The organism is Micrococcus sp. KT16, from assembly GCF_003315015.1.
Classification (GTDB): domain Bacteria; phylum Actinomycetota; class Actinomycetes; order Actinomycetales; family Micrococcaceae; genus Micrococcus; species Micrococcus luteus.
This window is the reverse complement of sequence record NZ_QNRG01000018.1, coordinates 1-24289: the sequence shown is the minus strand read 5'-3', so window position 1 is coordinate 24289 and position 24289 is coordinate 1. Positions and strand designations below refer to the sequence as shown.

Here is a 24289-nt window from a genome sequence, read left to right as displayed (position 1 = left end):
GATGAGGGGCGTGTCTGAATCTAAGCACACGGCCCCGGCCCCCCACGGCGTGCCCCCCACCGACGACGGCGCCGCTCGCCCGGGTCTGGTGGGCTGGCGCGAATGGGTCGGCCTGCCCGCCGCCCACACCCCCTGGATCAAGGCCAAGATCGACACCGGCGCCCGCACCTCGGCGCTCCACGCCTTCGGCATCGAGCGGTTCACCCGCGACGGCGCCGCGTGGGTCCGGTTCGAGGTGCACCCGTGGCAGACCTCGGCCGCGGACGCGCGGACGGCCGAGCTGCCGGTGGCCGATCTGCGCACGGTCCGCTCCTCGAACGGCGAGGCGCAGGAGCGCGTCGTCGTCGTGATGCCGCTGACCCTGGCCGGCCGCACGATCGAGGCGGAGGTGACCCTGACCCACCGGGACGAGATGGGCTTCCGCATGCTCGTGGGGCGCACCGCGCTGGCCGCCGGCGGCCTCCTCGTGGACCCCGCCGCCTCGTACGTGGGCGGGCAGCCGCCGCGCGGCGTGCGCCGCCGGAACCGGGGACGCGCATGAGCCGTCGCCCCGCCCGCGCCCCCTTCGCGTTCGGCGGGGTCGAGGTGGCGGCCGGCCGCCGCCACGAGCTGTCCCTGCCGATCTCCCAGCTCGTCACCGGCGCGGACGTCACCCTGCCCGTGCACGTGCTGCACGGCCGCGAGGACGGGCCCACCGTGTGGGTCTCCGCCGCGATCCACGGGGACGAGGTGGCCGGCGTCGAGATCGTCCGCCGCGTCATGGAGCGGCTGCAGCCCAAAAACCTGCGCGGCACCCTGCTGGCCGTGCCCATCGTCAACGTGCTCGGCGTGATGGCCGGGGACCGCTACCTGCCGGACCGCCGCGACCTGAACCGCTCCTTCCCCGGCTCTGCCCGGGGCTCGCTGGCCTCGCGCATCGCGCACCTGATGATGACCGAGGTGATCGGCCGCTGCACCGTGGGCATCGACCTGCACACCGGTGCGGACCGCCGCTCCAACCTGCCGCAGATCCGCTGCGACCTGGAGGACCCCCAGACCCGCGCGCTCGCCGAGGCGTTCGGCGCGCCCGTGCTCTTCCACGCCCGCCTGCGGGACGGCTCCCTGCGCGCCGCGGCCCGCGAGACCGGCGCGCGTGTGCTGCTCTACGAGGCCGGTGAGGCCTGGCGGTTCGACGAGTACGCGATCGCCCCCGGCGTGGACGGGGTCCTGCGCGTGCTCGCGGCGCTGGACATGGTGGATCCCGCGGACGTCGGGCTCACCGAGCCCGGGCCGGACGCCGTCGTCGACGCCCCCGGTCCGCTGCCCGGCGAGGTCCCCGAGGAGCGGACCACGGACGTGCCCGAGGCGACCGACGCCACCGGCGAGGACACCGCCGCCGTGCACCCCGACGTCGTCGACGGCGAGCAGGACTCCCCGTACCTGGTGTGGCAGTCCACGTGGGTGCGCGCCCGCGCGGACGGCCTCGTGCACCTGGACGTCTCCCTCGGCGAACGCGTGAGCGCCGGGGACCGGATCGGCGCGCTCTACAACTCGTTCGGCCGCCGCCTCGCGCACGTGAAGGCCGAGCTGACCGGCGTGGTCATCGGCCGCACCGAGGCACCCCTGGTGCACCGCGGCGACGCCCTCGTGCACATCGGGGGATGGGACGCATGAGCAGCGGCGGGGCGCCGTCCGCGCGTCGGAGCCGCCCGGCTCAGGCCGGGGACGGGCGGCGGGCGATGGCCCGGCCGCCGTGCACGAGCCGGTAGTAGAGCAGCAGCGCCACCCCGACCCCGCCGGAGAGCAGGTACATCACCGGGATCCCGACGGCGGCCACCACCGCGCCGAGCACCATGGGGCCGAGGCCGGTGCCGAGGTCCAGGAGCAGGAAGAACGTGCCCGTGGCGACGCCGATCTCGGTGGGCCGGACCACCTTGATCGCGATGGTCTGGAACACGCTCACCACGGGCCCGTAGGTCAGCCCCAGCAGGGCGCCGGCCACGAGCATGCCCGCCGGCTCCCGCCACAGCGCCAGCACCGCGTAGGAGACGGCCATGCCCGCGAGGATCGGGTAGACGACGGCGTTGTCCCCGTGCCGGTCGTGCAGCACGCCCAGGACGGCGCGGCCCACGATGGTGCCCGCGGCGAAGAGCAGGAAGAACAGGCTCGGCACCATCGCCGGGTAGCCCTGCTGCTGCGCGAACGTGGCCATGAACGCGAGGATGCCGCCGTACATGAACCCGGAGGCCAGGGCCACGCCCGCCGCCGGCGCCACCTCCGCGGAGAACACGTCCGCCCGGTGCAGCCGGAACCGGCCCGTCAGCGGCGGCTCGGGCACGCGCAGGAACAGTGCGATCAGCAGGGCCATGCCCGTGAAGCCGATGCACGCCCAGAACAGGGCGTCGTAGCCGAGGGTGGTGCTCAGCTGCAGGGCCACCATCGGCCCGACGGCGCCCGCGAGCGTCATGGACGTGGAGAACCAGCCGGTGCCCTCGGAGCGGCGCACGGGCGGGACGATCCGCTGCACGGCCGTGGCCAGCACGGTGCCGGCCACGCCGAAGCACATGCCGTTGAGCAGCCGCACCGCGGTCAGCGTGGCCAGGGAGTCCGCCCAGAGGTACGCCGCCGTCGTGAGGACGTAGCAGGCCAAGGCGACGAGCAGGACCCGCCGCCGCCCCCACGCGAAGGTGGCGGGCGTCGTCGTCATGCGGGTGAGGACCGCGCCCAGCACGAACGCCCCCACCACGACGCCGGCCTCCGCGTCCGACGCGCCGAAGGACGTGACGGCGTAGAGCGCCATGGCGGTCATGAGCGTGTAGAAGATCATCGCCACGAACAGGTAGGTGGCGCTGACGAGGATGAACGGGCGCGTCCACAGCGGCGGGCGCGGGGCCGCCGTCGAGCCGGCGGGGTCGGAGGACGGTGGGGCGGAGGGCATGACCTCCATGTTCCCCCACGGCACGAGGCCCCGGCCCGCTCGTGAAGAGCAGACCGGGGCCTCGGGTGCGTCGCGTGCGCGACGGGCTCAGAAGCGGATGATCACTTCTTGGCCTTGGCGGCCACGACCACCAGCTGGACGGTCGCGATGACGTCCTCGTGCAGGCGGACCTGGGCCTCGTGGTTGCCCACGGACTTGATGTGCGCCGGCAGGGTGATCGAGCGCTTGTCCACGGAGCCGAGGCCGGCGGCCTCGATCGCCTCGGCGACGTCGGCGGTCTGGACGGCGCCGAACAGGCGGCCCTCCGCACCGGCGGTGCGCTCGAGCTTCACGGTGGCGGACTGGAGCTGCGCGGCCTGGGCCTGCGCGTCCTCCAGGTTCGCCACGGCGCGGGCCGCGCGGGCCTTCTGCAGGGACTCGACCTGCTTCTCCCCGCCCTTGGTCCACACGGTGGCGAAACCGCGCGGGAGCAGGTAGTTGCGGGCGTACCCGTTCTTGACCTCGACCACGTCACCGGAGGTGCCGAGACCGGCCACTTCCTGGGTCAGGATGAGCTTTGCCATCTGGGTGTTCCTTCCTTCGCTCGCTCGATCAGCCGCGGCCGGCGCCGGCGTAGGGCAGCAGGGCCACCTCGCGGGCGTTCTTGACGGCCTGGGCGATCTTGCGCTGCTCCTGGACGGTCACGCCGGTCACGCGACGGGCACGGATCTTCCCGCGGTCGGAGATGAACTTGCGCAGCAGGGCCACGTCCTTGTAGTCGATCTCGGTGATCTTGGCGGCCTTGAGCGGGTTGGACTTCGGTTTGGGCTTGCGGAGTTCAGCCTTCGCCATCGTGGTGCTCCTTCAGAGTTCTCTGGAGCCCGCAGAACGGTTCTGCGGGATGGGATCACGCGGCGTCCCGTGCGGGACACGGGGCCGTGTGCAGTGCGGCCCGGCGGTGCCGGCTCGCGGGTGGGATGGGCCGCCGGGGCGGCCCTCCGGGCGACGTGCGCCCGGACGGAGAGGTCCGTGGTGTTCCGTGTCCGTCGCGGCCGTGGGGGCCGCACCCGGTCAGTGCAGGATCAGAACGGGGGCTCGTTGGAGGACGGGGTGTCCCATCCGCCGCCACCGCCGCCGGACCAGGGGTCCTGCGGCGCGGCCTGGCCGCCGCCCTGCTGCTGGCCGCCCCAACCGCCGCCCTGCTGGGCGCCGCCGAAGCCGCCGTCGTTGTTCCCCCCGAAGCCGCCGCCGGCCGGGGCGCCGCCGAAGCCGCCCCCCTGCTGGCCGCCGCCGAAGCCACCGCCGCCGCCGCCGCGCTGGGCGCGGGTGACCTTGGCCGTGGCGAACCGCAGCGCCGGGCCGACCTCGTCCACGTCCAGCTCCCAGCTGGTGCGACGATTGCCGTCCCGGTCGTCGTAGGAGCGCGCCCTGAGGCGGCCCTGCACGATCACGCGCATGCCCTTGGTCAGCGACTCCGCCACGTTCTCCGCGGCCTCGCGCCAGACCGAGCAGCGCAGGAACAGCGCTTCGCCGTCCTTCCACTCGTTGGTCTGGCGGTCGAACGTGCGGGGCGTGGACGCGACGGTGAAGTTCGCGACGGCCGCGCCGTTCGGGGTGAAGCGCAGCTCCGGGTCGGCGGTGAGGTTGCCGACCACGGTGATGACGGTCTCGCCTGCCATGGTCACTCCTGTCTTCGGGGGTTCTGCCGGTCAGTGACCGGATCCGGGGATCCGGGACTGCTCAGCGGGGTTCCGGTGGGGGCGTCGGGGACTGATCCGATGCTCTCAGACCCTCCGGACACGGTACGAGGATCACTCAGCGGTGATCTTCTGCTCCTCCGGACGGATGATCTTGGTGCGCAGGATCGTCTCGTTGAGGTTCAGCAGACGGTCCAGCTCCTGGGTGGCGGCCGGCTCCGACTGGAAGTTGACGACCACGTAGATGGCCTCGGACTTCTTCTGGATCTCGTAGGCGGTCTTGCGGCGACCCCACACGTCGATGTTGTCGACGGTGCCGCCGGCGTTCGTGACGACCTCGAGGTACTTCTTCAGGGTCGGCTCCACGGTGCGCTCGTCGACCTCAGGGTCGATCAGCACCATCAGCTCATAAGCACGCATGCGAACCCACCTCCTCTGGGCTTGCGGCCGCGGTCTCTCCGCGGCAGGAGGTTCTGCGTTCTCCCCTTACGCATGCATCCGCACTCTTCGGCGGCACGCAGGGGATCCCGTCAAGAATACCAGCATTGCGCCTCCGCAGATGAGGTGCCACCCCTAGGGGGCCGTGGGGTGGCCGGGGCTTGCCCTCGGTCGACGACGACGTACCTTGGAAGGAGGACACACATCCTGTGTCACACCCCTCTCACGTTTCGGAGCATCCATGTCAGAGTCCACGTCGGCAGCGCCCCAGCCGTCCCAGTCCGTCCCCTCCCGCCGCCGAGTCGCCAGCAGCCTCGCGTGGGCGGTGCCGACCGTCGTCGCCGCCGCCGCTGCCCCCGCCGAGGCGGCCAGCCCTCCCCCGCGGATCGACCGCGTGTTCCAGCTGACCCTCGCCCCCGGGGTGCCCTGGACCGAGCCGAAGGTGTCGCCCTGCGCCTCGACCCTGTTCACGAATCCGACCCGCTTGAGCGTCACTACGGACAACAGCGCCTTCTACTACCGGATCACCAATCTGCGAGCCGACTCCACGGTGACGGACGTGACCGCCTCCGTCCTGGTGCAGAAGAGCGTGGTGGATAAGTTGTCTAATGGCCTCACCTGGACGAGTGAAACGAAAGACTGGAGCAACCCCACCCTTGACGTCTCCGGCGCCAAGTACATCGACAACGGCATCGAGTACTACCGCTACTACAGCACGCTGAGAACCGCGGTACCCGCCCCCGTCTCAGGCACCATCACCCTGCCGCGCATCCAGTGGTACAGCAACTGCAGCACGAACCTGCTCACCCAGGCCCAAAGCACCGGCGTGATGGCCAACGGCCGCGGCAGTGCCGTCGTGAACGGCACGCCCTTGGTCAATGTCGGCACCTATGTAAGGCTGACCCCCCGCCCCGCCGGCTGACGCAGCCCCGCGCACGCCGCTCGCGGCGCCCCCCCCACGCGCAGCCTCACACCCCGCGGAAGAACTCCCGCACGGCCGCCGCCAGGTGCTCCACGTCCCGCACGCCGCACATCTCGCGCGCCGAGTGCATGGACAGCAGGCCCAGGCCCACGTCCACGGTCCGGATGCCCAGGCGGGTCGCCGAGATCGGGCCGATGGTGGAGCCGCAGGGGACGTCGTTGTGGGAGACGAACTCCTGGAACGGCACCCCCGCCACGCCGCACCAGCGGGCGAACGCGGCCTCTCCCCCCGCGTCGGTGGCGTAGCGCTGGTTGGCGTTGATCTTCAGCAGCGGGCCGTGGTTCACGCGCGGGTGGTTCACGGGATCGTGCCGCTCGGCGTAGTTCGGGTGCACCAGGTGGCCGGCATCCGCGGACAGCAGCCAGGACCCCGCGATCGCCCGCGCCCGGCCCTGCCCGGCCACGCCGAGCGCCTCGAGCACGCGCCCCATGACCTCCTCGAGCAGCGGACCGGCCGCCCCGGACCGCGACGCCGACCCCAGCTCCTCGTGGTCGAACGCGGCGAGCAGCGGGATCACCGGGGCGCCGGCCGCCTCACCGGCCACCCCGTCCGCGACGGTCCCCTCGTACGCGATCGCCCCCTCGGCGCCGCCGTGTTCGCGCGCCAGCTCCTCGAGCGCCACGAGGCCCGCGTGCACCGAGCTCAGGTTGTCCAGCCGGCCCGACGCGAAGAACTCGCCCGCCAGCCCGAAGAGTCCGGGCGCCTGGGCGTCGGCCACCACGACGTCGTGCCCGCGCACCGTGGCCGGGTCCACGCCGGCGGCGGCCGCGAGCGCGGTCAGCACGTCACCGGGCACGCGGGCGGCCAGACCGTCGGCCTCCGCCTCGTCGGCGCCCTCGCCGCGCGGGGCGAGCGCCCCCACGACGGGGTTCGTGTGCCGCTGCCGCTTCAGCGTCAGCCCCTCGTTGACCTCGCGGTCCAGGTGGATGGCCAGCTGCGGGATGCGCCCCACGGGCCCGGTCGCGGCGAGCACCTGCGTGCCGTCGTCGAGGGCGAGACGCCCGGCGAACCGCAGCTCACGGTCCAGCCACGAGTTCAGCAGCGGGCCGCCGTACACCTCGACGCCGGCCTGCACCCAGCCGTCGGCCGTCACGGTGGCCGGGTTCGGCTTGAGCTTGAACCCCGGCGAGTCCGTGTGCGCGCCGAGCACGCGGAACACCGGCACGACGGCGGCGCTCTGCCCCGCCTCGTCCGGCCCGGCCGCGCGCGCCTCAGCACCCTCGTGGCGGCCCAGCGCCCCGGCACCCGTCGGCACGATCCAGGCCACCGCCGCGCCGTCGCGCACCACGACGTAGCCGCCCGGGGCCGCCGGGAAGTCGACCGCCTCGTCCAGACGGGTGAAGCCGACGGCCTCCAGGCGGCGTGCGACCTCCTCCGCGGCGTGGTAGCTGGAGGGCGAGGCGGTCACGAAGTCGGCCAGGTCCCGCAGGTGGGCGGGCAGCTCGGCGGCGGTGTCACGGGTCACGGGGGTCATGCCCCGACCGTACCGCCCCCACCACCCCGTCCGACTACCCTGGCCCGCAAGCGGGCCCGCCGCATCGCCCGCCCCGTCAGCGCAGGAGGAGCCCGCCGTGGACATCATGATCGCCGTCGCCGTGGGGGTCTTCCTCCTGATGGCGTGGACCGTGGGCGGCTGGGCCATCGTGCGGATGGGCTTCACCCGGGACGGGGACGCGGCCCGCGCCCCCGCCCACGACGACGGCGCCGCGCGTCCGGCGCACCCCGGCGCGGCCGCGGACCCGGCCACCGACCCCCACGTGATCTGGCGCGAACAGATGAAGGCGGCCACGGCCGCCTCCGGGGCGCAGTGCGTCTGCCCGCCACCCCGCGAGGGCGGCGCCGCCGAGGCGGGGACGAGCACGCCGCCGTCGTCCCCGGACTGCCCGATCCACCGCTGGGACTACGCCTGAACCGCGGCCGGCTGGCCTGAGCGCCCCCGGGCCGGGCCGGCGTACGCGCCGGCGAGCGGGTCGGTGTCCGGGTGGCCGCCGTGGTCGCGCTTCACGAGGTCCTCCGCCGGGTGCAGCATCTCCCACACGACGCGCCCGCACAGCCACAGCACCGCGAGCATGTGCGCGAGGATCGCGGCCACGTAGACGGAGTCGTCCATGGAGTGCTGCGGCGGGGTCTCGGCCACCCCCTTGGCCAGGTACATCCACACGGCGAAGAAGTGCAGCGCCTCCACCGTCTGCCACACCCAGAAGTCCCGCCAGCGCGGCAGGGCGAGCGCCAGGAGCGGGATCAGCCAGACGACGAACTGCGGTGAGTACACCTTGTTGGTGAGCACGAACGCCGCCACCACCAGGAACGTCAGCTGGGCCAGCCGTGGGGTGTGCCGCACCCGCACGCCGAGCACGAAGATCCCGAGGCAGCACACCGCGAAGGTGCCGTAGGCCAGCAGGGTGAGGGAGTCCTCCGGCACGAACGCCCACCCGGCCTGCGCGGCGGTCACGTCCCACGCGTGCCACACGCTGGACAGGCCCGGCCCGCGCTCGCCGGAGAAGGTGAAGAACACGGACCACGCCTGGAAGTTCACCGCCATGAGCGGCACGTTGACCGCCGCCCACGCCGCCACCGTGCCCCCGGCCGCGAGCAGGAACGGCCGCCACCGCCGCGAGCGCACCGCCAGGATCAGCAGCGGCCCCAGGATCAGCAGCGGATACAGCTTCATGGCCGCGCCGAGGCCGAACAGCACCCCCGCCGTCAGGGACCGGCCGCGCGACCACGCGTACATGCCGCACGCCAGCAGGGCCACGGCCCACAGGTCCCAGTTGATGGTGCCGGCCAGCACGATCCCCGGGGCCACGGCCACCATGAGCCCGTCCGTCCACCGGCGCCCCGCCATCCGGACGGTCAGCACCGCGACGACGGCCCACAGCACCACCACGAACCCGAAGTTCACGAGCCAGAACACCACCGTGCCCTGCTCCGGCGAGAACGGCAGCGCCTGCGTGATCCAGGCCGCCACCGAGCCCACGACGGACATCAGCACGGGGTACTCGAACGTGGAGCCCGCCCGGAACGGCGCCCACGGGTCCGCCGCGAACCCGCGCCCGCCGTAGAGCGCGGCCCAGTCCGAATAGCAGCCCGCGTAGTAGACGTCCGGGGCGCCCCAGCCGTGCAGCAGGCACGGCGACTTCTGCAGCACGGTCACGACGGCGGCCAGAGCCACCAGCAGCCCCGTCAGCGCCACGGGCCCGGCCCAGGAGCCGGTCCCCCGTCCGGGGCCGTTCGCCGCGAGGCCGCCGGCGAGCTGGAAGCGTCCGCCGCGCTCGCCGGGGGCGGGCAGGGTCCCGGACGGTGCGCTGTCAGCGGAACGCCCGGCGGGGGCACCCGGGTCGGCCACGGCGTCGCACGGGGCGCCGTCCGCGGCGTGAGTAGGCGGCTCGCTGGGGGTCGCGGCATTCGCGGGGGCCGGTCTCATGCCCCCATCCTAGGAAGCCGCCCGGACACCGGACGGGCGGGGCCGCCGTCGTCGGTCGTAGACTGGCGGGGTTGATCCCCGGGTGAGCGCCCCGCCGAACGGTGTGGGCCCCCTGCGCGCGCTCCGCGTGCCCGCACCCGTTCCGGACAGTCGAGGAGAGAACCAGACCGTGGCCACCAACCCCATCCGCGTCGCCATCGCCGGCGTGGGCAACTGCGCAACATCCCTCATCCAGGGTGTGGAGTACTACCGCGAGGCGAAGGCCACGGACACGGTCCCGGGCCTGATGCACGTGCAGTTCGGCGACTACCACGTGTCCGACCTCGAGTTCGTGGCCGCGTTCGACGTGGACGCGAAGAAGGTCGGCCTGGACCTGTCCGAGGCCATCACCGCCTCCGAGAACAACACCATCAAGATCGCGGACGTGCCCCACGCGGACGTCACCGTCCAGCGCGGCCCCACCCTGGACGGCCTCGGCAAGTACTACGCCGAGACGATCGAGGAGTCGGAGGCCGAGCCCGTGGACGTGGCCCAGGCCCTCCGCGACGCCGAGGTGGACGTGCTGGTCTGCTACCTGCCCGTCGGCTCGCAGCGGGCCACCGAGCACTACGCCCAGGCCGCGATCGACGCCGGCGTCGCGTTCGTGAACGCCCTGCCCGTGTTCATCGCCGGCACCCCGGAGTGGGCCGAGAAGTTCACCGCCGCGGGCGTGCCGATCGTGGGCGACGACATCAAGTCCCAGATCGGCGCCACCATCACCCACCGCGTGATGGCCAAGCTGTTCGAGGACCGCGGCGTCACCCTGGACCGCACCTACCAGCTCAACGTGGGCGGCAACATGGACTTCAAGAACATGCTCGAGCGCGAGCGCCTGGAGTCCAAGAAGATCTCCAAGACGCAGGCCGTCACCTCCAACACCTCCGCGCAGCTGGGCGAGAAGGACGTGCACATCGGCCCGTCCGACTACGTGGCCTGGCTCGACGACCGCAAGTGGGCGTTCGTGCGCCTCGAGGGCCGCAACTTCGGCGACGCCCCGGTCTCGCTCGAGTACAAGCTCGAGGTGTGGGACTCCCCCAACTCGGCCGGCGTGATCATCGACGCCGTGCGCGCCGCGAAGATCGCCCTGGACCGCGGCATCGGCGGGCCGATCCTCTCGGCCTCGTCCTACTTCATGAAGTCCCCGCCCGTGCAGCACAACGACGACGCGGCGCACGAGCTCGTGGAGGCCTTCATCCGCGGCGACATCGAGCGCTGACCCGCCCGGTCCCGCGGACCGCGCACGACGCCGGCCCGTCACCTTCCCCGTGGAGGTGACGGGCCGGCGTCGTCGTGGGGGCGCGTGCCGCCCCGGCCACCGCGCTCAGCGCCGCGTGCCGAGCCGGTCCTCGATGGTGAGCCGGACGAGCTGGGCGTACATGGCCTGGCCGTCGGCGCGGGGGTGCACGCCGTCGGCGGAGAAGTCCGTGACGTGCTGCTTCGCCGCGGCGTCCCAGTCCGCCAGGACGATCCGGTCCGGGTGGGCCGTGGCCTGCGCCTCCATCTGCACCTGCACGTCCGCGATCCAGTCCATCGGGCCGTGCGGCACCACGAGCACGAGCAGCCGGTCCTCGCCGACGGCCGCCAGGATCTTCTCCCAGTCGCCCCGATGGGTGGTGCCGTTGGCGCCCAGGGCCACCACGACGACGTCGCTCAGCTGGCCGTCCGCCTTGAGCTTCTCGAGCTCGTCCGCGGCGTCCCAGATCTGGTAGCCCACCTCCGCCTCCAGCAGCATCCCCGGCAGCTGCTCCAGGAGCGTGGGCGCGGCCGAGAGCGAGACGGAGTCGCCGATCAGGGTGACGTCCGGGCCGAGCTCGGACGGCGGCAGGGCCGCGGTGAGCTGCTCCTTGGAGTACGTGGGGCGTGTGACGGCCGGGTCGCCGAGCCCGAGCCCGGACGGCTCAGCGGACGATCCGGGCGAGGACGTCGCGCCGGCGGAGTCCTCCGCGTCCCCGGGGGCGGCCGAGCCGGGCGAGGCCGAGGCCGACGCCTCGGCCCGCTTCGACTGCTCCGCCGCGCGGGACTCGCGGGCCGCCTGCTGCGCCGCCTCGGCGGCCTTGAGGGACTCCTCCGCCTGGGCGATGTCCTGCTCCAGCTGGGTCTGCGCGGGCGAGTGCACCACGGCGGCCACGGCCGCCGCGGGCACGGCCACGAGCCCCAGGGCCGTGGCGGCGGCCGCGAACCGGCCGATCGGCCCGGCCCCGCCCGTGAACGCCCGCCGAGCGGCCGCGCCCCAGCGGCCGAAGGCGCCCCTGAACCCCTCGTGGAGGATGGGCTCCTCGATCAGCCGGGTGCTCAGGTCGGCGATCAGGGCGGTCAGCAGCAGGATCGCGCCGGCGGCCACGGGCTCGACCCACCCGGGGGCGTCCACGGGCACCATCACGCGCATGATCACGAGCAGCGGCCAGTGCCACAGGTACGCGGCGTAGGAGCGGCGCCCCCACCAGCGCAGGAACCCGTTGCCCAGCACGCGCGAGAGCGAGTCGCGCCGGTCACCCTGCACCACGTGCCAGACGATGAACGCGACGACGGCGGACAGGCCCGCCAGCACCCCGCGGTACGTGCTCGCGTGGCCGCCGTCGACCAGGGCGAAGCCCGCCGCGAGCACCGCGACGGCGCCCCACGCGACGGCCACCCGCCTGGTCGAGGTCCGCGGCTCGGGGCCGCCGTGCTCGGGCCGGGGCACGTGGGCCAGGCCGATCGCCACGCACGCGCCGAACAGCAGGCCGAAGGCGTGGGTGTCCGTGCCGAAGTAGAGGCGGGCCTGCTCGAACCCGTGCCACGAGCCCCAGGCCATCCACGCCGCGGAGGCCACGGCCGCGACCGCGACCGCGAGGATGCGGCGTCGGTCCGCCACCCGCCCCGAGTTCACCGTGCTGCGCGGCGGCCAGGTGAGCAGGAGCAGCCCCCAGAGGAGCAGGGGCCAGAGGATGTAGAACTGCTCCTCGATCGCCAGGGACCACAGGTGCTCGAACAGTGGCGGCGAGGCGCGGTTGAAGTAGTCCCCGCCCTCGAGGATCATCACCCAGTTGCTGGTGTAGGTCAGGGCGCCGAACCATTGGCGGCCCAGGCCCGCGGGGAACTCGTCCACCGCCAGCCACGCGAGCGCGGTGGTGCCCACGAGCGCCATCAGCATGGCCGGGATGAGTCGTCGGACGCGCTTCATCCAGAAGGTGCCCAGCGCCACGCCCCGGCCCGCGTCCACACCGCGGACCAGGCCGGTGGTGATGAGGAAGCCGGAGAGCACGAAGAACATGTCCACGCCCACGAACCCGCCGCGCAGGAAGGTGGGCCAGGCGTGGAAGACGAGCACGGCGAGCACCGCGATCCCCCGCAGCCCGTCGAGGGCGGTCACCCGGCCGGGGCCGCGACTGACCCGTGTGCCGACCTTGACGGCGGGCACGCCGTCCTGGGGCGACAGGGCATGGCGGGGCACGGGCGCGGTGCGCTGGTCGGAACTCACAGCGGTCGATCATCCCATCCGGACCTGGATGGGCCAAAGCCTCCGGCTATCCCCACCCGCCCCACCGCGTTGGGGGCGGTTTCCGGTGGTATTCCACTCCCAAAGCACCGGGTTCCGCCCCCGGAAGCGGGGGGCGGGCGCCGGTCAGTGGTCGCGCAGCGCCTCGATGAGCTCGTCCTTGGTCATGGTGGAGCGGCCCTCGATGTCGAGTTCGCGGGCCCGCTTCGCGAGCTCGTCCTTGGTCCAGTCCTCGTAGGAGCCGGCCTCGCCGCCGCGCTCGGCGACCTCGTCCCGGCCGTCCCGGGCGGACGCGTTGGCGATCCGCGCGGCCTTCTCCTCGCTCGCGCCCTCGCGGCGCAGCGCCTCGTAGACCTCGGGGTCCTTGATGCTGGAGGTGCCGGGGCCCATGGGGGCGCCGTTCTTCTCGGTCTTCTTCTCAGCCATGCGGCCAGTGTGGTCCCGGCCCGACGACGGGTGGAAGGCCCGCCGCGCCGCCTCAGTCCTGCTGGGCCTCCGGCTGCTCGGCCCACCAGCGCCGCAGCTCCGCCTCGGCCTCGGCCGGCTCATGCGGCCCCTCGTCGAGACGCCACTCGAGCAGGTGGGTGTACGCCCGGCCCACCACCGGGCCCGGGCGGATCCCCAGCAGCGCCATGATCTGCTGCCCGTCCAGATCCGGCCGCACGGCGGCGAGCTCCTCGGCCTCGGCGATCTCGGCGATGCGCCGCTCGAGGTCGTCGTACGCGTGGGCCAGCCGCTCGGCCTTGCGCCGGTTGCGGGTGGTCACGTCCGAGCGGGTCAGCGCGTGCAGGCGGGGCAGCAGGTCGCCGGCGTCGTGCGCGTACCGGCGGACGGCGGAGTCGGTCCAGCCGGCGTCGCCGTAGCCGTAGAACCGCATGTGCAGCTCCACCAGACGGGCCACCGCCTTGATCGTGTCGTTGTCGAACTTCAGGGCACGCAGCCGCTTGCGGACGAGCTTGGCCCCCACGGTCTCGTGGTGCCGGAAGGTGACGGCCCCGCCCTTCTCGAAGCGGCGCGTGGCCGGCTTGCCGACGTCGTGCAGCAGCGCCGCCAGGCGCAGCACGGGATCGGGGGTCGACGGCGCGTACTCGCCCTCCAGCTCCATGGCCTGCTCCAGCACGGTCAGGGAGTGGGCGTAGACGTCCTTGTGGCGGTGGTGCTCGTCCGACTCGAGCTGCAGGGCGGGCAGCTCGGGCAGGACGTGGTCGGCCAGGCCGGTGCGCACGAGCAGGTCGAGGCCGGCGCGCGGGTGCGCCCCGCACACGAGCTTGACGAGCTCCTCGCGGACGCGTTCGGCGGAGATGATCGTGATCCGCTCGGCCATCGCGGTCATGGCCTGCTCCACCTCGGGGGCCACGGCGAAGCCGAGCTGGGAGGCGAACCGGGCGGCGCGCATCATGCGCAGCGGATCGTCGGAGAAGGAGTCCTCGGGGGTGCCGGGGGTGCGCAGCACGCCGGCGTGCAGGTCCCGCATGCCGCCGAAGGGGTCCACGAGCTCGAGGGCGGGCAGGCGCAGGGCCATGGCGTTGACGGTGAAGTCGCGGCGCAGCAGGTCGTCCTCGAGGCTGTCGCCGAAGGCCACCTGCGGCTTGCGGCTGGCCGGGTCGTACTGCTCGGCCCGGTAGGTGGTGACCTCGAGCTGCCAGCCGGCCTTGCGGAAGCCGATGGTCCCGAACCGCCGCCCCACGTCCCACGTGGCGTCCGCCCAGCCGGCGCCGACGGCCTCGGACGCGTCCGGGTCGGCGTCCGTGGTGAAGTCCAGGTCCGGCGACGGCCGTCCCAGGAAGAGGTCGCGGACCGGGCCGCCCACCAGGGAGAGCTCGTGACCGGCGGCCTCGAACCTCCGCCCCAGCTCCACGACGACGGCGGGCAGGGTGGCGTCCGCGGGGAAGCCGGGGGGCAGCGCGTGGGTGGCGGTGGTCAGATCCATGATGCCTACAAGGGTGCCAGACGGTCCCGGCACGGGCCCGCGCGGGCCGGGCTAGAGTTGACGGCATGACCCGCCCCGATCCCTCCGCGCACCGGGGCGCCCCCCTGCCCTCCGCGCTGGGGGCGTGGCGTCGCCGGCCGCAGCCGCCTCTGCGCCCCGTCACCTCGGCCCCCGCGGGACCCCGTTCCGCCGGTGCCGCCTCCCTGCCCACGGTGGAGGAGGTCTCCGCCGGCGGCGTCATCGTCCGCGAGCACGACGGCGGCCTCGAGGTGGCCGTGATCGCCCGCTACAACCGCGGTGGCCGGCTCGAGTGGTGCCTGCCCAAGGGCCATCCCGAGGGCGAGGAGGACCACCGGCAGGCGGCCGTGCGCGAGGTGGAGGAGGAGACCGGGATCGCCGGCCACATCCTCGAGCCGCTCGGCGCGATCGACTACTGGTTCACGGTCGCCCGGCACCGCGTCCACAAGACCGTGCACCACTTCCTGCTGCGCGCCACGGGCGGCGAGCTGACCACGGAGAACGACCCGGACCACGAGGCCGTGGACGTCGCGTGGGTGCGCCTCGAGGACGTCGCGCGCCGCCTCTCCTTCGCCAACGAGCGCCGGATCGTCGACCTGGCCCGCCAGGTGGTCGACCAGCACTTCCCCCCGGGCGGTGCCCGGGGCCCCCGCCCCTGATCCACCGCCCCCGGCACGGGGCCTTCCGACCACGATTGGGTGACCCTTGAGCAGCAGACCCGCCCCGCGCCGAGCGCAGGACCCCGCCCACGCCGGCGTCGCCGACGAGGAGCCGACGACGACGGACCCCGCCCCCGCCACGGATCCGGCCGCCGTGGACCCCGCGGACGAGACCCCCGAGGGCGAGCGCCGCGCCGGCCGGTCCACCGCGATCATGGCCTCCGGCACGCTCCTCTCCCGCGTGCTGGGCCTCGTCCGTGCGACGCTGGTGACGGTGGCGATCGGCCTGTCCGCGGACATGGCCGACATCTTCGAGATCGCCAACTCCCTGCCGAACGTGATCTACCTGCTCCTGGTGGGCGGCGTGTTCAACGTCGTGCTCGTGCCGCAGCTGATCAAGCACGCCCGCGACGCCGACCGGGGCGCGGACTACACCTCCCGCCTGATGACGCTCGGCACGCTCGTGATGCTCGCCGGCACGGTGGTGGTCATGCTGGCGGCGGCCCCGCTCATGACGGCCCTGACCCGCGGCTGGTCGCCGGAGAAGCTCGAGATGGCCACCGTGTTCGCCCTGTGGTGTCTGCCCCAGGTGTTCTTCTACGGCATGTACGCGTTGGTGGGGCAGGTGCTCAACGCCAACGGGCGCTTCGGCGCCTACATGTGGGCGCCGGTGCTGAACAACGTCGTCGCGATCGGCGCGATCGTGCTGTACCTGGGCATGTTCGGGGCGTACCGGGCCGGGGACGACCTCGCCGGGTGGACGAGCGCACAGACGGTCGTGCTGGCCGGCGGCCACACCCTGGGCGTCGTGCTGCAGGCCGTGATCCTCTTCCTGCCGCTGCGCGGGCTCGGCCTGGGTCTGCGCCCGCGGTTCGGCTGGAAGGGCATCGGCCTGCGGGACACCGGCCGGATCGCCGGGTACACCCTGATCACGATGGTCGCCACGAACGTGGTGCTCCTGCTGTGCCAGCGGTACGTCACCTCCGCCACGGAGGCCCGCGACCGCGGCGAGCTGCGCATCCCCGGCACGGAGACCTGGAGCGCCGAGATGGCGCAGGCGGCCATCCCCGGTGTGGCCGCGTACAACATGGCGATGCTGATGGCCGTGCTGCCCCATTCGGTGTTCGTGCTCTCCCTGGCCACCGTGCTCTTCAATCGGTTGGCCCGCGCCATGGGCCGCCAGGACATGTCCGCGGTGCGGCGCACGACGGCGCAGGGTCTGCGCGCGTTCACCGTGCCGCTGATGTTCTGCCTCGCCGGCGTGGTGGTCCTGGCGGGCCCCCTGGGCCGCGTCTTCGGCTCGACGGCCGAGACGGCGATGGTGGCCGGCGTCGCGGTGGGCTCGGTCCTGCTCGCGCTGGCGCTGTCCATCCCGTTCCGCTCGGGCTCCTTCTACCTGCTGCGCGTGTTCTACGCCGCCGAGGACGCCAAGGTGCCGATGGTGGTCCAGGTCAGCGGCTCGCTCCTGATGCTGCTGCTCTCGTGGGCGGGCGCGATGCTGCTGCCGCTGTGGTCCATGGCCCTGTGGGTCGCGGTCGCCTCGTCCGTCTCGTACGTGTACCAGTTCGTCCTGACCCATGTGCTCACCGTGCGCCGGTTCGGGGACTACGGCCTCGCATCCGTGCTGCGTGCCCACGTCCAGACCGGCCTGGCCGCGCTGGCCGCGGCGGCCGCGGGCGTCGTCGTCGTGTGGCTGCTGGGCGGGTACACCGGCGGGTTCGCGTGGAACTCCATCGGGACGGCGCTGCTCACGTGCGCGGTGGCGGCCGTGGCGATGGGTCCGGTGTACCTGATGGTGCTGCGGGCCATGCGGTTCCCCGAGCTGGACGACGCCCTCCGGCCGCTCGTCGCCCGCGTGCCGGCGCTGGGTCGTCTGCTGCGCGTCGGCTGATCTCTGGCCGCGACGGCCACGCCACGTATCATCGGATTCCGACCCCGTCGTCAGGAGAAGAGCCCGTGCCCCAGCCCATCGCCGTCGGCGCCGTCCTGGGCGGCCGCTATCGCATCACCCAGCACGTGGTGACGTCCGCGGACCAGGACATGGTGTTCCTGGGCACGGACCAGGTGCTCAACCGCCGCGTCACCGTGCTCGTGGCCTCACGTGAGAACGCCACGCAGGTGGCCTCGTCCGCGCGGGAGCTGGCCACGGGCGAGCGCACCGACGACGTGCAGGTGCTCGACCTGGGCCTGTCCGAGGGCCGCACGTACCTGATCGCCGGCGGGGACCCCGACCCGGACGTCCTGCTGGGTCTGGCGTACCCGCAGGAGCTGTACGTGGAGCCGTTCCAGACGGACAGCCTCGGCTCCGAGCTGTTCGGCGAGTCGCGGACCGGAGACCCCCACGCCTACGACGACGACGAGGCGTACTACACCGACCTCGACCGCCGGCTCCGCGCGGACGAGGACGAGGCCCAGCGTCGTCCCGGGTTCCTGAACCGCCTCTCCGAGCGCCTCGCCGAGCGGGTCCGTCCTTCCGACGGCACCGCGGCGAAGGCGGCCGCCGGGGCGTCGGCCCTGGCCGCGGCGGACGCCGCCACCCGGAAGCAGCAGGAGGAGCGCGAGCGCGCGGAGCGGGAGGCCGCCGAGCGCGCAGAACGCGAGCGCAAGGAGGCCGAGGAGAAGGCACGCGCCGAACGGGAGGCCGCGGAGCGGGCCGAGCGGGAGCGCAAGGAAGCCGCCGAACGCGCAGAACGCGAACGTCGGGAGGCGGAGGAGCGTGCCGAGGAGGAGCGCCGCGCCGAGGCCGAGCGCGCCCGTCGCCAGGCGGAGCAGGAGGCTGAGGAGCGGGCCGCGCGCGAGCGGGAGGCCGAGCAGGCCCGGCTGGCCGCGGAGCGGGAGGAGGCCGAGCGCCGCGAGCTCGAGCGCCGGGCCGAGGCCCGCCGTCGTGCCGAGGAGGAGCGGGCCCGGGAGGCCGCGGAGCGCGAGGCTGAGAAGCGCGCGGCCCAGGAACGCGAGGCCGCGGAGCGCGAAGCTGAGAAGCGCGAGGCCCAGGCGGGCACCGCCGCACTCCCGGCTGTCGCGGCGGGGGCCGCCGCCGCGCAGGCCACCGACGCCGATGCCGACGGGGCCACGCCGCCCACCGAGCCCGTCGAGCCCGTGGCGGCCGAGAAGACCGACGCGCCGGAGCCGGTCGCCCCGGACACCGAGGCGATCCCCGTGCGGCGCCAGCGCCCCGTCCCCCGCCGAGCGATCGTGGCCGAGTCCGCGCCGACCGCCCACGAGGAGTCCCGCGGCACGGCGGCGCCGGTGGCTGCCGGGGCCGGGGTCGCAACGGCAGCAGGCGCGGCGGCTGCCGGTTCGACGGCCGCCGCCGCGGCTCCGGATGCCCAGGCCGCCCCGGCCACCACCGGGGGCGGCGACGGCGCCACGGTGGCCGACCCGGGCGACGGCAACGGCCGCACGCGCGGCGGCGGTCCGCTGGCCCTGCTCCTCGTGCTCGGCCTGCTGGCCGCACTCGTCGTGGGCGGGGTGCTGCTGACCCAGAACCTGCGCGGCGGGCCGGCCCCGCAGGCCGCGGCCGCGTCGTCCGAGTCTGAGTCTGCGTCGTCCGAGTCAGCATCGGACACCCCGTCGCCGTCGGAGAGCACCAGCCCCTCCCCCACCCCGACCAGCGAGAGCGCCGCGGCCGCCCCGCAGCCCGTCCAGGCCCTGCGCTCGGTGCCGGACCTGCCGGAGCACGAGGCCGAGCACGACGCGGACCTGAGCAACCTCATCGACGGTGACCCCACCACCGTGTGGCGCACCTTCGCCTACGCGAGGCCAAACTTCGGCGGCTATGTGGAGAGCATGAACCTCGTGGTCCAGCTTGAGGACCGCACCGAGGTGAACGAGGTGACCCTGCAGAGCACGGGGGCCACCGGTGGCGCCTGGTTCGCCTACATCGCCGACTCCCCCGAGGGCGCGAACGCCCAGGAGATCGGCAACGGCACCTTCGACCAGGACACCGTCTCCATCCCCGTGCCGTTCGAGGGCACCGAGGCCGAGGCCGAGTACGTGATCGTCAGCCTCACCTCGCTGCCCCAGCTGGAGGGCACGACGTCGGACCTCCCGTTCGGCCTGCGGCTCGGCGAGATCGCCGTCCGCTGACCCCGCGCCCAGGCGACGGCGCGCCGGACCTTCCGGCCGCCGTCGCCGGACGTCGCTGCACCGCGGCCCGACACCGCGGAATACCCGCCCGTGGCTCCGCCGTTGTCCTGGAGGAGCGTCCACCACCCCGATCCCCTGGAGGAACCCGTGGCCCCCACCGCCCAGGACCCGAGCGTCCACAACGTCGTGATCGTCGGATCCGGCCCCGCCGGATACACCGCGGCGATCTACACCGCCCGCGCCGACCTCTCCCCGGTCCTGGTGGCCGGGGCGGTGACCGCGGGCGGCGAGCTGATGAACACCACCGAGGTGGAGAACTTCCCGGGCTTCCCGGAGGGTGTGCAGGGGCCCGAGCTGATGGCGAACCTCGAGGCCCAGGCCCGCCGGTTCGACACGGAGGTGGTCTACGACGACGTCGTGCAGGCCGACCTGACGTCGAACCCCAAGGTGCTCACGCTCGGCGACGGCACCCAGCTGCGCACCCACGCGGTCATCCTCACGACCGGCTCCGCCTACCGGAAGCTCGGCGTTCCCGGCGAGGAGCGCCTCTCCGGCCACGGCGTCAGCTGGTGCGCCACGTGCGACGGCTTCTTCTTCCGCGAGCAGGAGATCGCGGTCGTGGGCGGCGGCGACTCCGCCATGGAGGAGGCCCTGTTCCTCACGAAGTTCGCGTCCAAGGTGACCGTGCTGGTCCGCAAGGACGAGCTGCGCGCCTCCAAGGTGATGGCCCACCGCGCCATGGAGAACGAGAAGATCGAGTTCCGCTGGAACACCGAGGTCACGGAGGTGACCGGTGACGACAAGGTCAACACCCTCCGCCTGCGGGACACCCGCACCGGCGAGGCGTCCACGCTGGACGTGACCGGCCTGTTCGTGGCCATCGGCCAGGACCCGCGCACGGACCTGGTGCAGGGCCAGGTGGAGCTCACGGAGCACGGCACGATCCGCATCGACCATCCGTCCTCCCGGACCTCCCAGCCGGGCGTCTTCGCCGCCGGCGACGTCACGGACCACACCTACCGCCAGGCCGTCACCGCCGCCGGCTCGGGCTGCGTGGCCGCCCAGGACGTGGAGCACTACCTCGCGACCGTGGCCGATGTGGAGGAGGCCGCGCCGGCCGGCCCGGAGTCGGACGCGAACCCGGCATGAGCCACTGACTCATGACCCCTGACGGAGCGTCATGAATCATGTCGATAACACCCCTGTCCACCCTCGTCAGACACAGAACAAACCCCAGGAGGCTGCCATGAGCACCATCACCGTCACCGACGCCGACTTCGACCAGAAGGTCCTCCAGTCCGAGCTGCCCGTCCTCGTGGACTTCTGGGCCGAGTGGTGCGGCCCGTGCCGCATGCTCGGACCCGTCCTGGAGGACATGGCCGTGGAGCACGAGGGCAAGGCCGTGATCGCCAAGCTCAACGTGGACGAGAACCCGGCCATCGCCGCGCGTTACGGCGTCACCTCCATCCCGCTCGTCGTGGGCTTCCAGAACGGCGAGAAGGTCGCCGAGTCCGTGGGCGCCAAGCCCAAGGCCGCGCTGGAGAAGGAGTTCTCGGCCCTGCTCGGCTGAGCCCCTCCCCCACTCACCACGACGGCCCCGTCACCCCAGAGGGTGACGGGGCCGTCGTGCGTTGATCTTCAGGACCAGCGGCGGGTGCCCGTGGACGCCGTCCGCGGGAACTCCGGATCAGGACTTCTTGCCCTTCCCCTTGCCGTCCTGACCGCCCTGGATGAGGTCCATGATGCGGTTCAGGTCCTCCACGGTGGTGAAGTCGATGGCGATGCGGCCCTTGCGCGCGCCGAGGGTGATCTTCACGGCGGTGTCCAGGCGGCTGGTGAGCGCGGTGGCGTAGTGGTCCAGGCGCTCGTGGCGGGCGTCGTCCGTGCTGCGCCGCGGCGTGCGGCCCGGCCGGAGCCCGCCCTGCAGCTGCGCGACCGCCTCCTCCGTGGACCGGACGGACAAGCCCTCCGACTGGATCCGCTGCGCCAGACGCTCCATGTCCGACGGGTCCGTGAGACCGAGCAGCGCACGCGCATGGCCGGCCGAGAGCGTGCCGGCGGCCACGCGGCGCTGCACGAGGGGCGGCAGCTTGAGCAGCCGCAGCGTGTTGGAGATCTGCGGACGAGAGCGGCCGATGCGCTGGGACAGTTCCTCCTGCGTGCAGGCGAAGTCCTCCATGAGCTGCTGGTAGGCGGCGGCCTCTTCGAGCGGGTTCAGCTGGGAGCGGTGCAGGTTCTCCAGCAGAGCATCCCGCAGGAGGTCCTGGTCCGGGGTCTGGCGGACGATCGCCGGGATGGTGTCCAGGCCGGCCTTCTGGGTGGCGCGCCACCGGCGCTCTCCCATGATCAGCTCATGGGGGGTGGGGCCGTCCACCTCGCGCACGACGATCGGCTGCAGGATGCCGACCTCGCGGATCGAGGTGACCAGTTCCGCCATGTGGTCCTCGTCGAACACCTCACGCGGCTGCCGCGGGTTGGGGTGGATGTCCCCCACCGGGATCTCCCGCAGGACCGCGATGTCCGCGGACACGGTCCCCTCGGTCGCGGCGGACTCAACGCTCGAGTCCCCCGGTTCCTTCCTCGACGACGTCGCGGAGGTGGCACGCTTGCTGGGCGCCTTCACCGTCGGCATGGCCGGACGCCCCTTGGTCGGCCGCGCCGCGGGTGCATCCTCGGACTCTGCGGAGAAGAACACGTCGACGGGACGCTGCGCGGGTCGCGAGGCACGCTTCGACGAGGTGGGCCCTGCCTTCGTGGCGGACGTGGCGTTCCTGCCAGTCGCAGCCGTTGATTTCCCGGCCTGTGTCGTTCGGCCCGCGGTCTTCCGCTGCGAGGCCGACGGGGCGGGCTCGTTGGACCCCCCTGGCGTCTCGGTCGTCGCGGTGCTCCGCGTCGATGTCGTGGTGGCCTCCGCTGCCGCGGCAGCCTTCGGGCCGCTCTTCACCGGCACCGCAGAGTCCTTCGGGGAGGTGGCCTCGGCGTTCTCTTCCGGGGCTTCTACAGTGCTCTGGATCAGGGCGCCGAGGCCTCGCCCCAGGCCTCCTCGACGGCTCGTCTTCAACGGGTCCTCCTGCAGTGAGTGGGTCTGGGATCAGTGTAGGTGAGCGGCCTGGTCTCGATGGTCCCGGGCGGCGGGAAGACACTTCTCAAGGTGCTCTGGCCCTGACCGCCGGGGGGCGCGCGAGGGCCTGACACGTGCAAGGGGCGCGGCGAGGTTCGGGCCTCGGTTCTGGGGTGAGACGTCCGTATTGGGCCCGGACGGCAGGATGTGGGCGCGCGGACAGCACCTGCCGCGAGCGTGAGTGTTTCACGTGGAACACTCATAGTGGGGGCGCTTCGGAAGGGTGCCGCTGCAATCCTCAAGACCTCCTCGTGTTCCCTCTCGAAGTTCACTCGTTTCACATGAAACGCGAGCCCGCGTCGACGAGCGGACGGTATCAGAATCACGGCTGTCAGTTTGTTGTTCGTGTTCTCCCCGGCCGATCAGCCCTCCGTGCGGACGGTACTCAGATCGCTGGCTACCCGCATGATGTATGTGCTTCATCGGACGCGCAATGGCGGACCAGCAGCGAAGCACTCGTGCCACTTCCCCGCGGTGTGATGTGAACACTCGAATCGCCGAACGGATGAGCTCGGCCTACTCGTCGCTTCGCCGTCAGTGCTTCCTTACACCCGCGCAGCTCACGAATTGAACGCTGCCTCACCATCCGCGTTTCACGTGAAACACGGACGAGTCTGTCATCCAAGTACGACATGAGTTCGGGTAACCCACGTGCTCGCTCACCCGCGAGTCAGTGCCACATTACTGCGCCATTCTCGGTCAGCTCGCTCCCGGCACGGATCGTGTGCTCCCTGGATCGCCTGGGATTGTGACCTCGCGGCACGGCGCTTTCACCCGAAGCTCATTTCACGTGAAACGTATCGTTCGAAGATTCGACCATGCACTCGTGCCACGGAAGTCCGCCCACGAGCGGGTTGCATTCAGATACTGGCGTCCATAGGAGGCGTGAGATGCGTTCGAGGTTCAGACTCCTCGCGCTGCTGACGTCGTGACCCGGGCGCGTCGAGCGCCGGACGTCGGTCGTTCGGTTTCACGTGAAACGTGGCGGCGTACTGGGCACGAACGCCGGGTCGCGGGTCCCATGTCGCGCAGCTTGCACCGACTTGTGCCGTTGACCGTACTGTTCGATGTAGTCGCTGCCGTCAGCAGCGGCCGTACAGACATATGGCAGGCCGTTCCGCCCGACAGACCGGGCCCATTCCTCCCGTCTGCCCATTTTGCCCATTAAGTTTCACGTCCGACTCGTGTGGAACCGGGTCTTCACCCGTCCGTCCGCACGCGGCTCCCTCCGGGGATCGACGCTAGATCTACGCGCGAGCATCGTGTTTTACGTGAAACCCCCGGCCACCACCTGAGTGATCGACGTCCTGCTTCCACGTCGTTGCAGGGGTCAGAACCGTGTGGCCTGAGCGTCCCGCACTGAGCTGATGCGGGTTTCCCGGGGGAGGGGACCCAGGCTGACTCAGCATTCCCCTGCCGACCCCGTACCTAGGGCGTGTCTGAGAATAGATGCACGAGTCAGCTGAGACCCTGGGGACATGTCCCGGTTCCAGATGCTCTCCGACGCCCAATGGGAGTTGA

General features: G+C 72.6%; 21 protein-coding genes. 10 read left to right on the top strand and 11 right to left on the bottom strand.

Translation table 11 applies throughout. The features are described from left to right. Positions 1–10 precede the first annotated feature (10 nt). Both DE149_RS10845 and DE149_RS10840 read left to right on the top strand, forming a co-directional pair. Positions 11–541 carry an ATP-dependent zinc protease gene (locus tag DE149_RS10845; RefSeq protein ID WP_036314387.1) on the top strand — a complete coding sequence of 177 codons (531 nt, stop codon included), beginning with the start codon at positions 11–13 and terminating at the stop codon, positions 539–541. After that, positions 538–1653, top strand: a complete 1116-nt coding sequence (locus DE149_RS10840; RefSeq protein ID WP_113914468.1) for a succinylglutamate desuccinylase/aspartoacylase family protein — start codon at positions 538–540, stop codon at positions 1651–1653. The genes DE149_RS10845 and DE149_RS10840 overlap by 4 nt, the downstream gene beginning before the upstream one ends. Positions 1654–1693: 40 nt before the next feature. Here DE149_RS10840 and DE149_RS10835 read toward each other — a convergent pair whose 3' ends face one another. From DE149_RS10835 to rpsF, 5 genes are all read right to left on the bottom strand, one after another. Next, positions 1694–2917: an MFS transporter gene (locus DE149_RS10835; RefSeq protein ID WP_233490744.1), complete on the bottom strand. Its 1224-nt coding sequence runs from the start codon at positions 2915–2917 to the stop codon at positions 1694–1696. 101 nt (positions 2918–3018) lie between these two features. Then, positions 3019–3480: a 50S ribosomal protein L9 gene (gene rplI / locus DE149_RS10830; protein WP_020621886.1), complete on the bottom strand. Its 462-nt coding sequence runs from the start codon at positions 3478–3480 to the stop codon at positions 3019–3021. Positions 3481–3508: 28 nt separating this feature from the next. After that, positions 3509–3748 carry a 30S ribosomal protein S18 gene (gene rpsR, locus DE149_RS10825; RefSeq protein ID WP_002857788.1) on the bottom strand — a complete coding sequence of 80 codons (240 nt, stop codon included), beginning with the start codon at positions 3746–3748 and terminating at the stop codon, positions 3509–3511. A 230-nt stretch (positions 3749–3978) separates the two neighbouring features. After that, the gene (locus DE149_RS10820) at positions 3979–4575 is read right to left on the bottom strand and encodes a single-stranded DNA-binding protein (protein WP_044659956.1); all 597 of its coding nucleotides are present in this window, start codon (positions 4573–4575) and stop codon (positions 3979–3981) included. Between the two features lie 132 nt (positions 4576–4707). After that, the gene (gene rpsF, locus DE149_RS10815; RefSeq protein WP_002857790.1) at positions 4708–5013 is read right to left on the bottom strand and encodes a 30S ribosomal protein S6; all 306 of its coding nucleotides are present in this window, start codon (positions 5011–5013) and stop codon (positions 4708–4710) included. A 343-nt stretch (positions 5014–5356) separates the two neighbouring features. Between rpsF and DE149_RS10810 the strand changes: the two genes are divergently transcribed. After that, a complete protein-coding gene (locus tag DE149_RS10810; RefSeq protein WP_144786621.1) occupies positions 5357–5953 on the top strand; it encodes a hypothetical protein in 597 nt (198 codons plus the stop codon). Positions 5954–5999: 46 nt separating this feature from the next. Here the strand turns inward: DE149_RS10810 and DE149_RS10805 are convergent, their stop codons facing one another. Next, positions 6000–7487: a M18 family aminopeptidase gene (locus tag DE149_RS10805; RefSeq protein ID WP_113914466.1), complete on the bottom strand. Its 1488-nt coding sequence runs from the start codon at positions 7485–7487 to the stop codon at positions 6000–6002. 106 nt (positions 7488–7593) lie between these two features. Between DE149_RS10805 and DE149_RS10800 the strand changes: the two genes are divergently transcribed. Next, a complete protein-coding gene (locus tag DE149_RS10800) occupies positions 7594–7923 on the top strand; it encodes a hypothetical protein (RefSeq protein ID WP_233490745.1) in 330 nt (109 codons plus the stop codon). Here DE149_RS10800 and DE149_RS10795 read toward each other — a convergent pair. Further along, positions 7914–9437 carry a glycosyltransferase family 87 protein gene (locus DE149_RS10795; protein WP_113914464.1) on the bottom strand — a complete coding sequence of 508 codons (1524 nt, stop codon included), beginning with the start codon at positions 9435–9437 and terminating at the stop codon, positions 7914–7916. The genes DE149_RS10800 and DE149_RS10795 overlap by 10 nt on opposite strands. A gap of 169 nt (positions 9438–9606) precedes the next feature. Between DE149_RS10795 and DE149_RS10790 the strand changes: the two genes are divergently transcribed. Continuing rightward, positions 9607–10692: an inositol-3-phosphate synthase gene (locus DE149_RS10790; protein ID WP_010079791.1), complete on the top strand. Its 1086-nt coding sequence runs from the start codon at positions 9607–9609 to the stop codon at positions 10690–10692. Positions 10693–10797: 105 nt separating this feature from the next. On the opposite strand, the gene DE149_RS11880 is transcribed toward DE149_RS10790, so the two are convergent. The 3 genes from DE149_RS11880 to DE149_RS10770 form a co-directional block, all read right to left on the bottom strand. Then, a complete protein-coding gene (locus DE149_RS11880) occupies positions 10798–12936 on the bottom strand; it encodes an acyltransferase family protein (protein WP_233490743.1) in 2139 nt (712 codons plus the stop codon). A 144-nt stretch (positions 12937–13080) separates the two neighbouring features. Then, entirely contained in the window at positions 13081–13380 is a 300-nt protein-coding gene (locus tag DE149_RS10775) for a Rho termination factor N-terminal domain-containing protein (RefSeq protein ID WP_070708933.1), read from the bottom strand. 52 nt (positions 13381–13432) lie between these two features. Next, a complete protein-coding gene (locus DE149_RS10770) occupies positions 13433–14884 on the bottom strand; it encodes a CCA tRNA nucleotidyltransferase (RefSeq protein WP_049158932.1) in 1452 nt (483 codons plus the stop codon). Positions 14885–14949: 65 nt separating this feature from the next. Between DE149_RS10770 and DE149_RS10765 the strand changes: the two genes are divergently transcribed. The 5 genes from DE149_RS10765 (at position 14950) to trxA (ending at position 21217) form a co-directional block, all read left to right on the top strand. Continuing rightward, positions 14950–15561, top strand: a complete 612-nt coding sequence (locus tag DE149_RS10765) for an NUDIX hydrolase (RefSeq protein WP_061867467.1) — start codon at positions 14950–14952, stop codon at positions 15559–15561. Positions 15562–15607: 46 nt separating this feature from the next. Continuing rightward, positions 15608–17452 (top strand): murein biosynthesis integral membrane protein MurJ, encoded by a 1845-nt coding sequence (murJ, locus tag DE149_RS10760; protein WP_002857806.1) that lies wholly within the window; start codon positions 15608–15610, stop codon positions 17450–17452. Positions 17453–17517: 65 nt separating this feature from the next. Next, positions 17518–19647 carry a hypothetical protein gene (locus DE149_RS10755; protein ID WP_061867466.1) on the top strand — a complete coding sequence of 710 codons (2130 nt, stop codon included), beginning with the start codon at positions 17518–17520 and terminating at the stop codon, positions 19645–19647. Positions 19648–19794: 147 nt separating this feature from the next. Beyond that, positions 19795–20796 (top strand): thioredoxin-disulfide reductase, encoded by a 1002-nt coding sequence (gene trxB, locus DE149_RS10750; protein ID WP_061867465.1) that lies wholly within the window; start codon positions 19795–19797, stop codon positions 20794–20796. Positions 20797–20827: 31 nt separating this feature from the next. Further along, positions 20828–21217 carry a thioredoxin gene (gene trxA, locus DE149_RS10745; protein WP_323662986.1) on the top strand — a complete coding sequence of 130 codons (390 nt, stop codon included), beginning with the start codon at positions 20828–20830 and terminating at the stop codon, positions 21215–21217. Positions 21218–21334: 117 nt separating this feature from the next. On the opposite strand, the gene DE149_RS10740 is transcribed toward trxA, so the two are convergent. Next, entirely contained in the window at positions 21335–22708 is a 1374-nt protein-coding gene (locus DE149_RS10740) for a ParB/RepB/Spo0J family partition protein (protein WP_078025341.1), read from the bottom strand. Positions 22709–24289: the final 1581 nt, after the last annotated feature.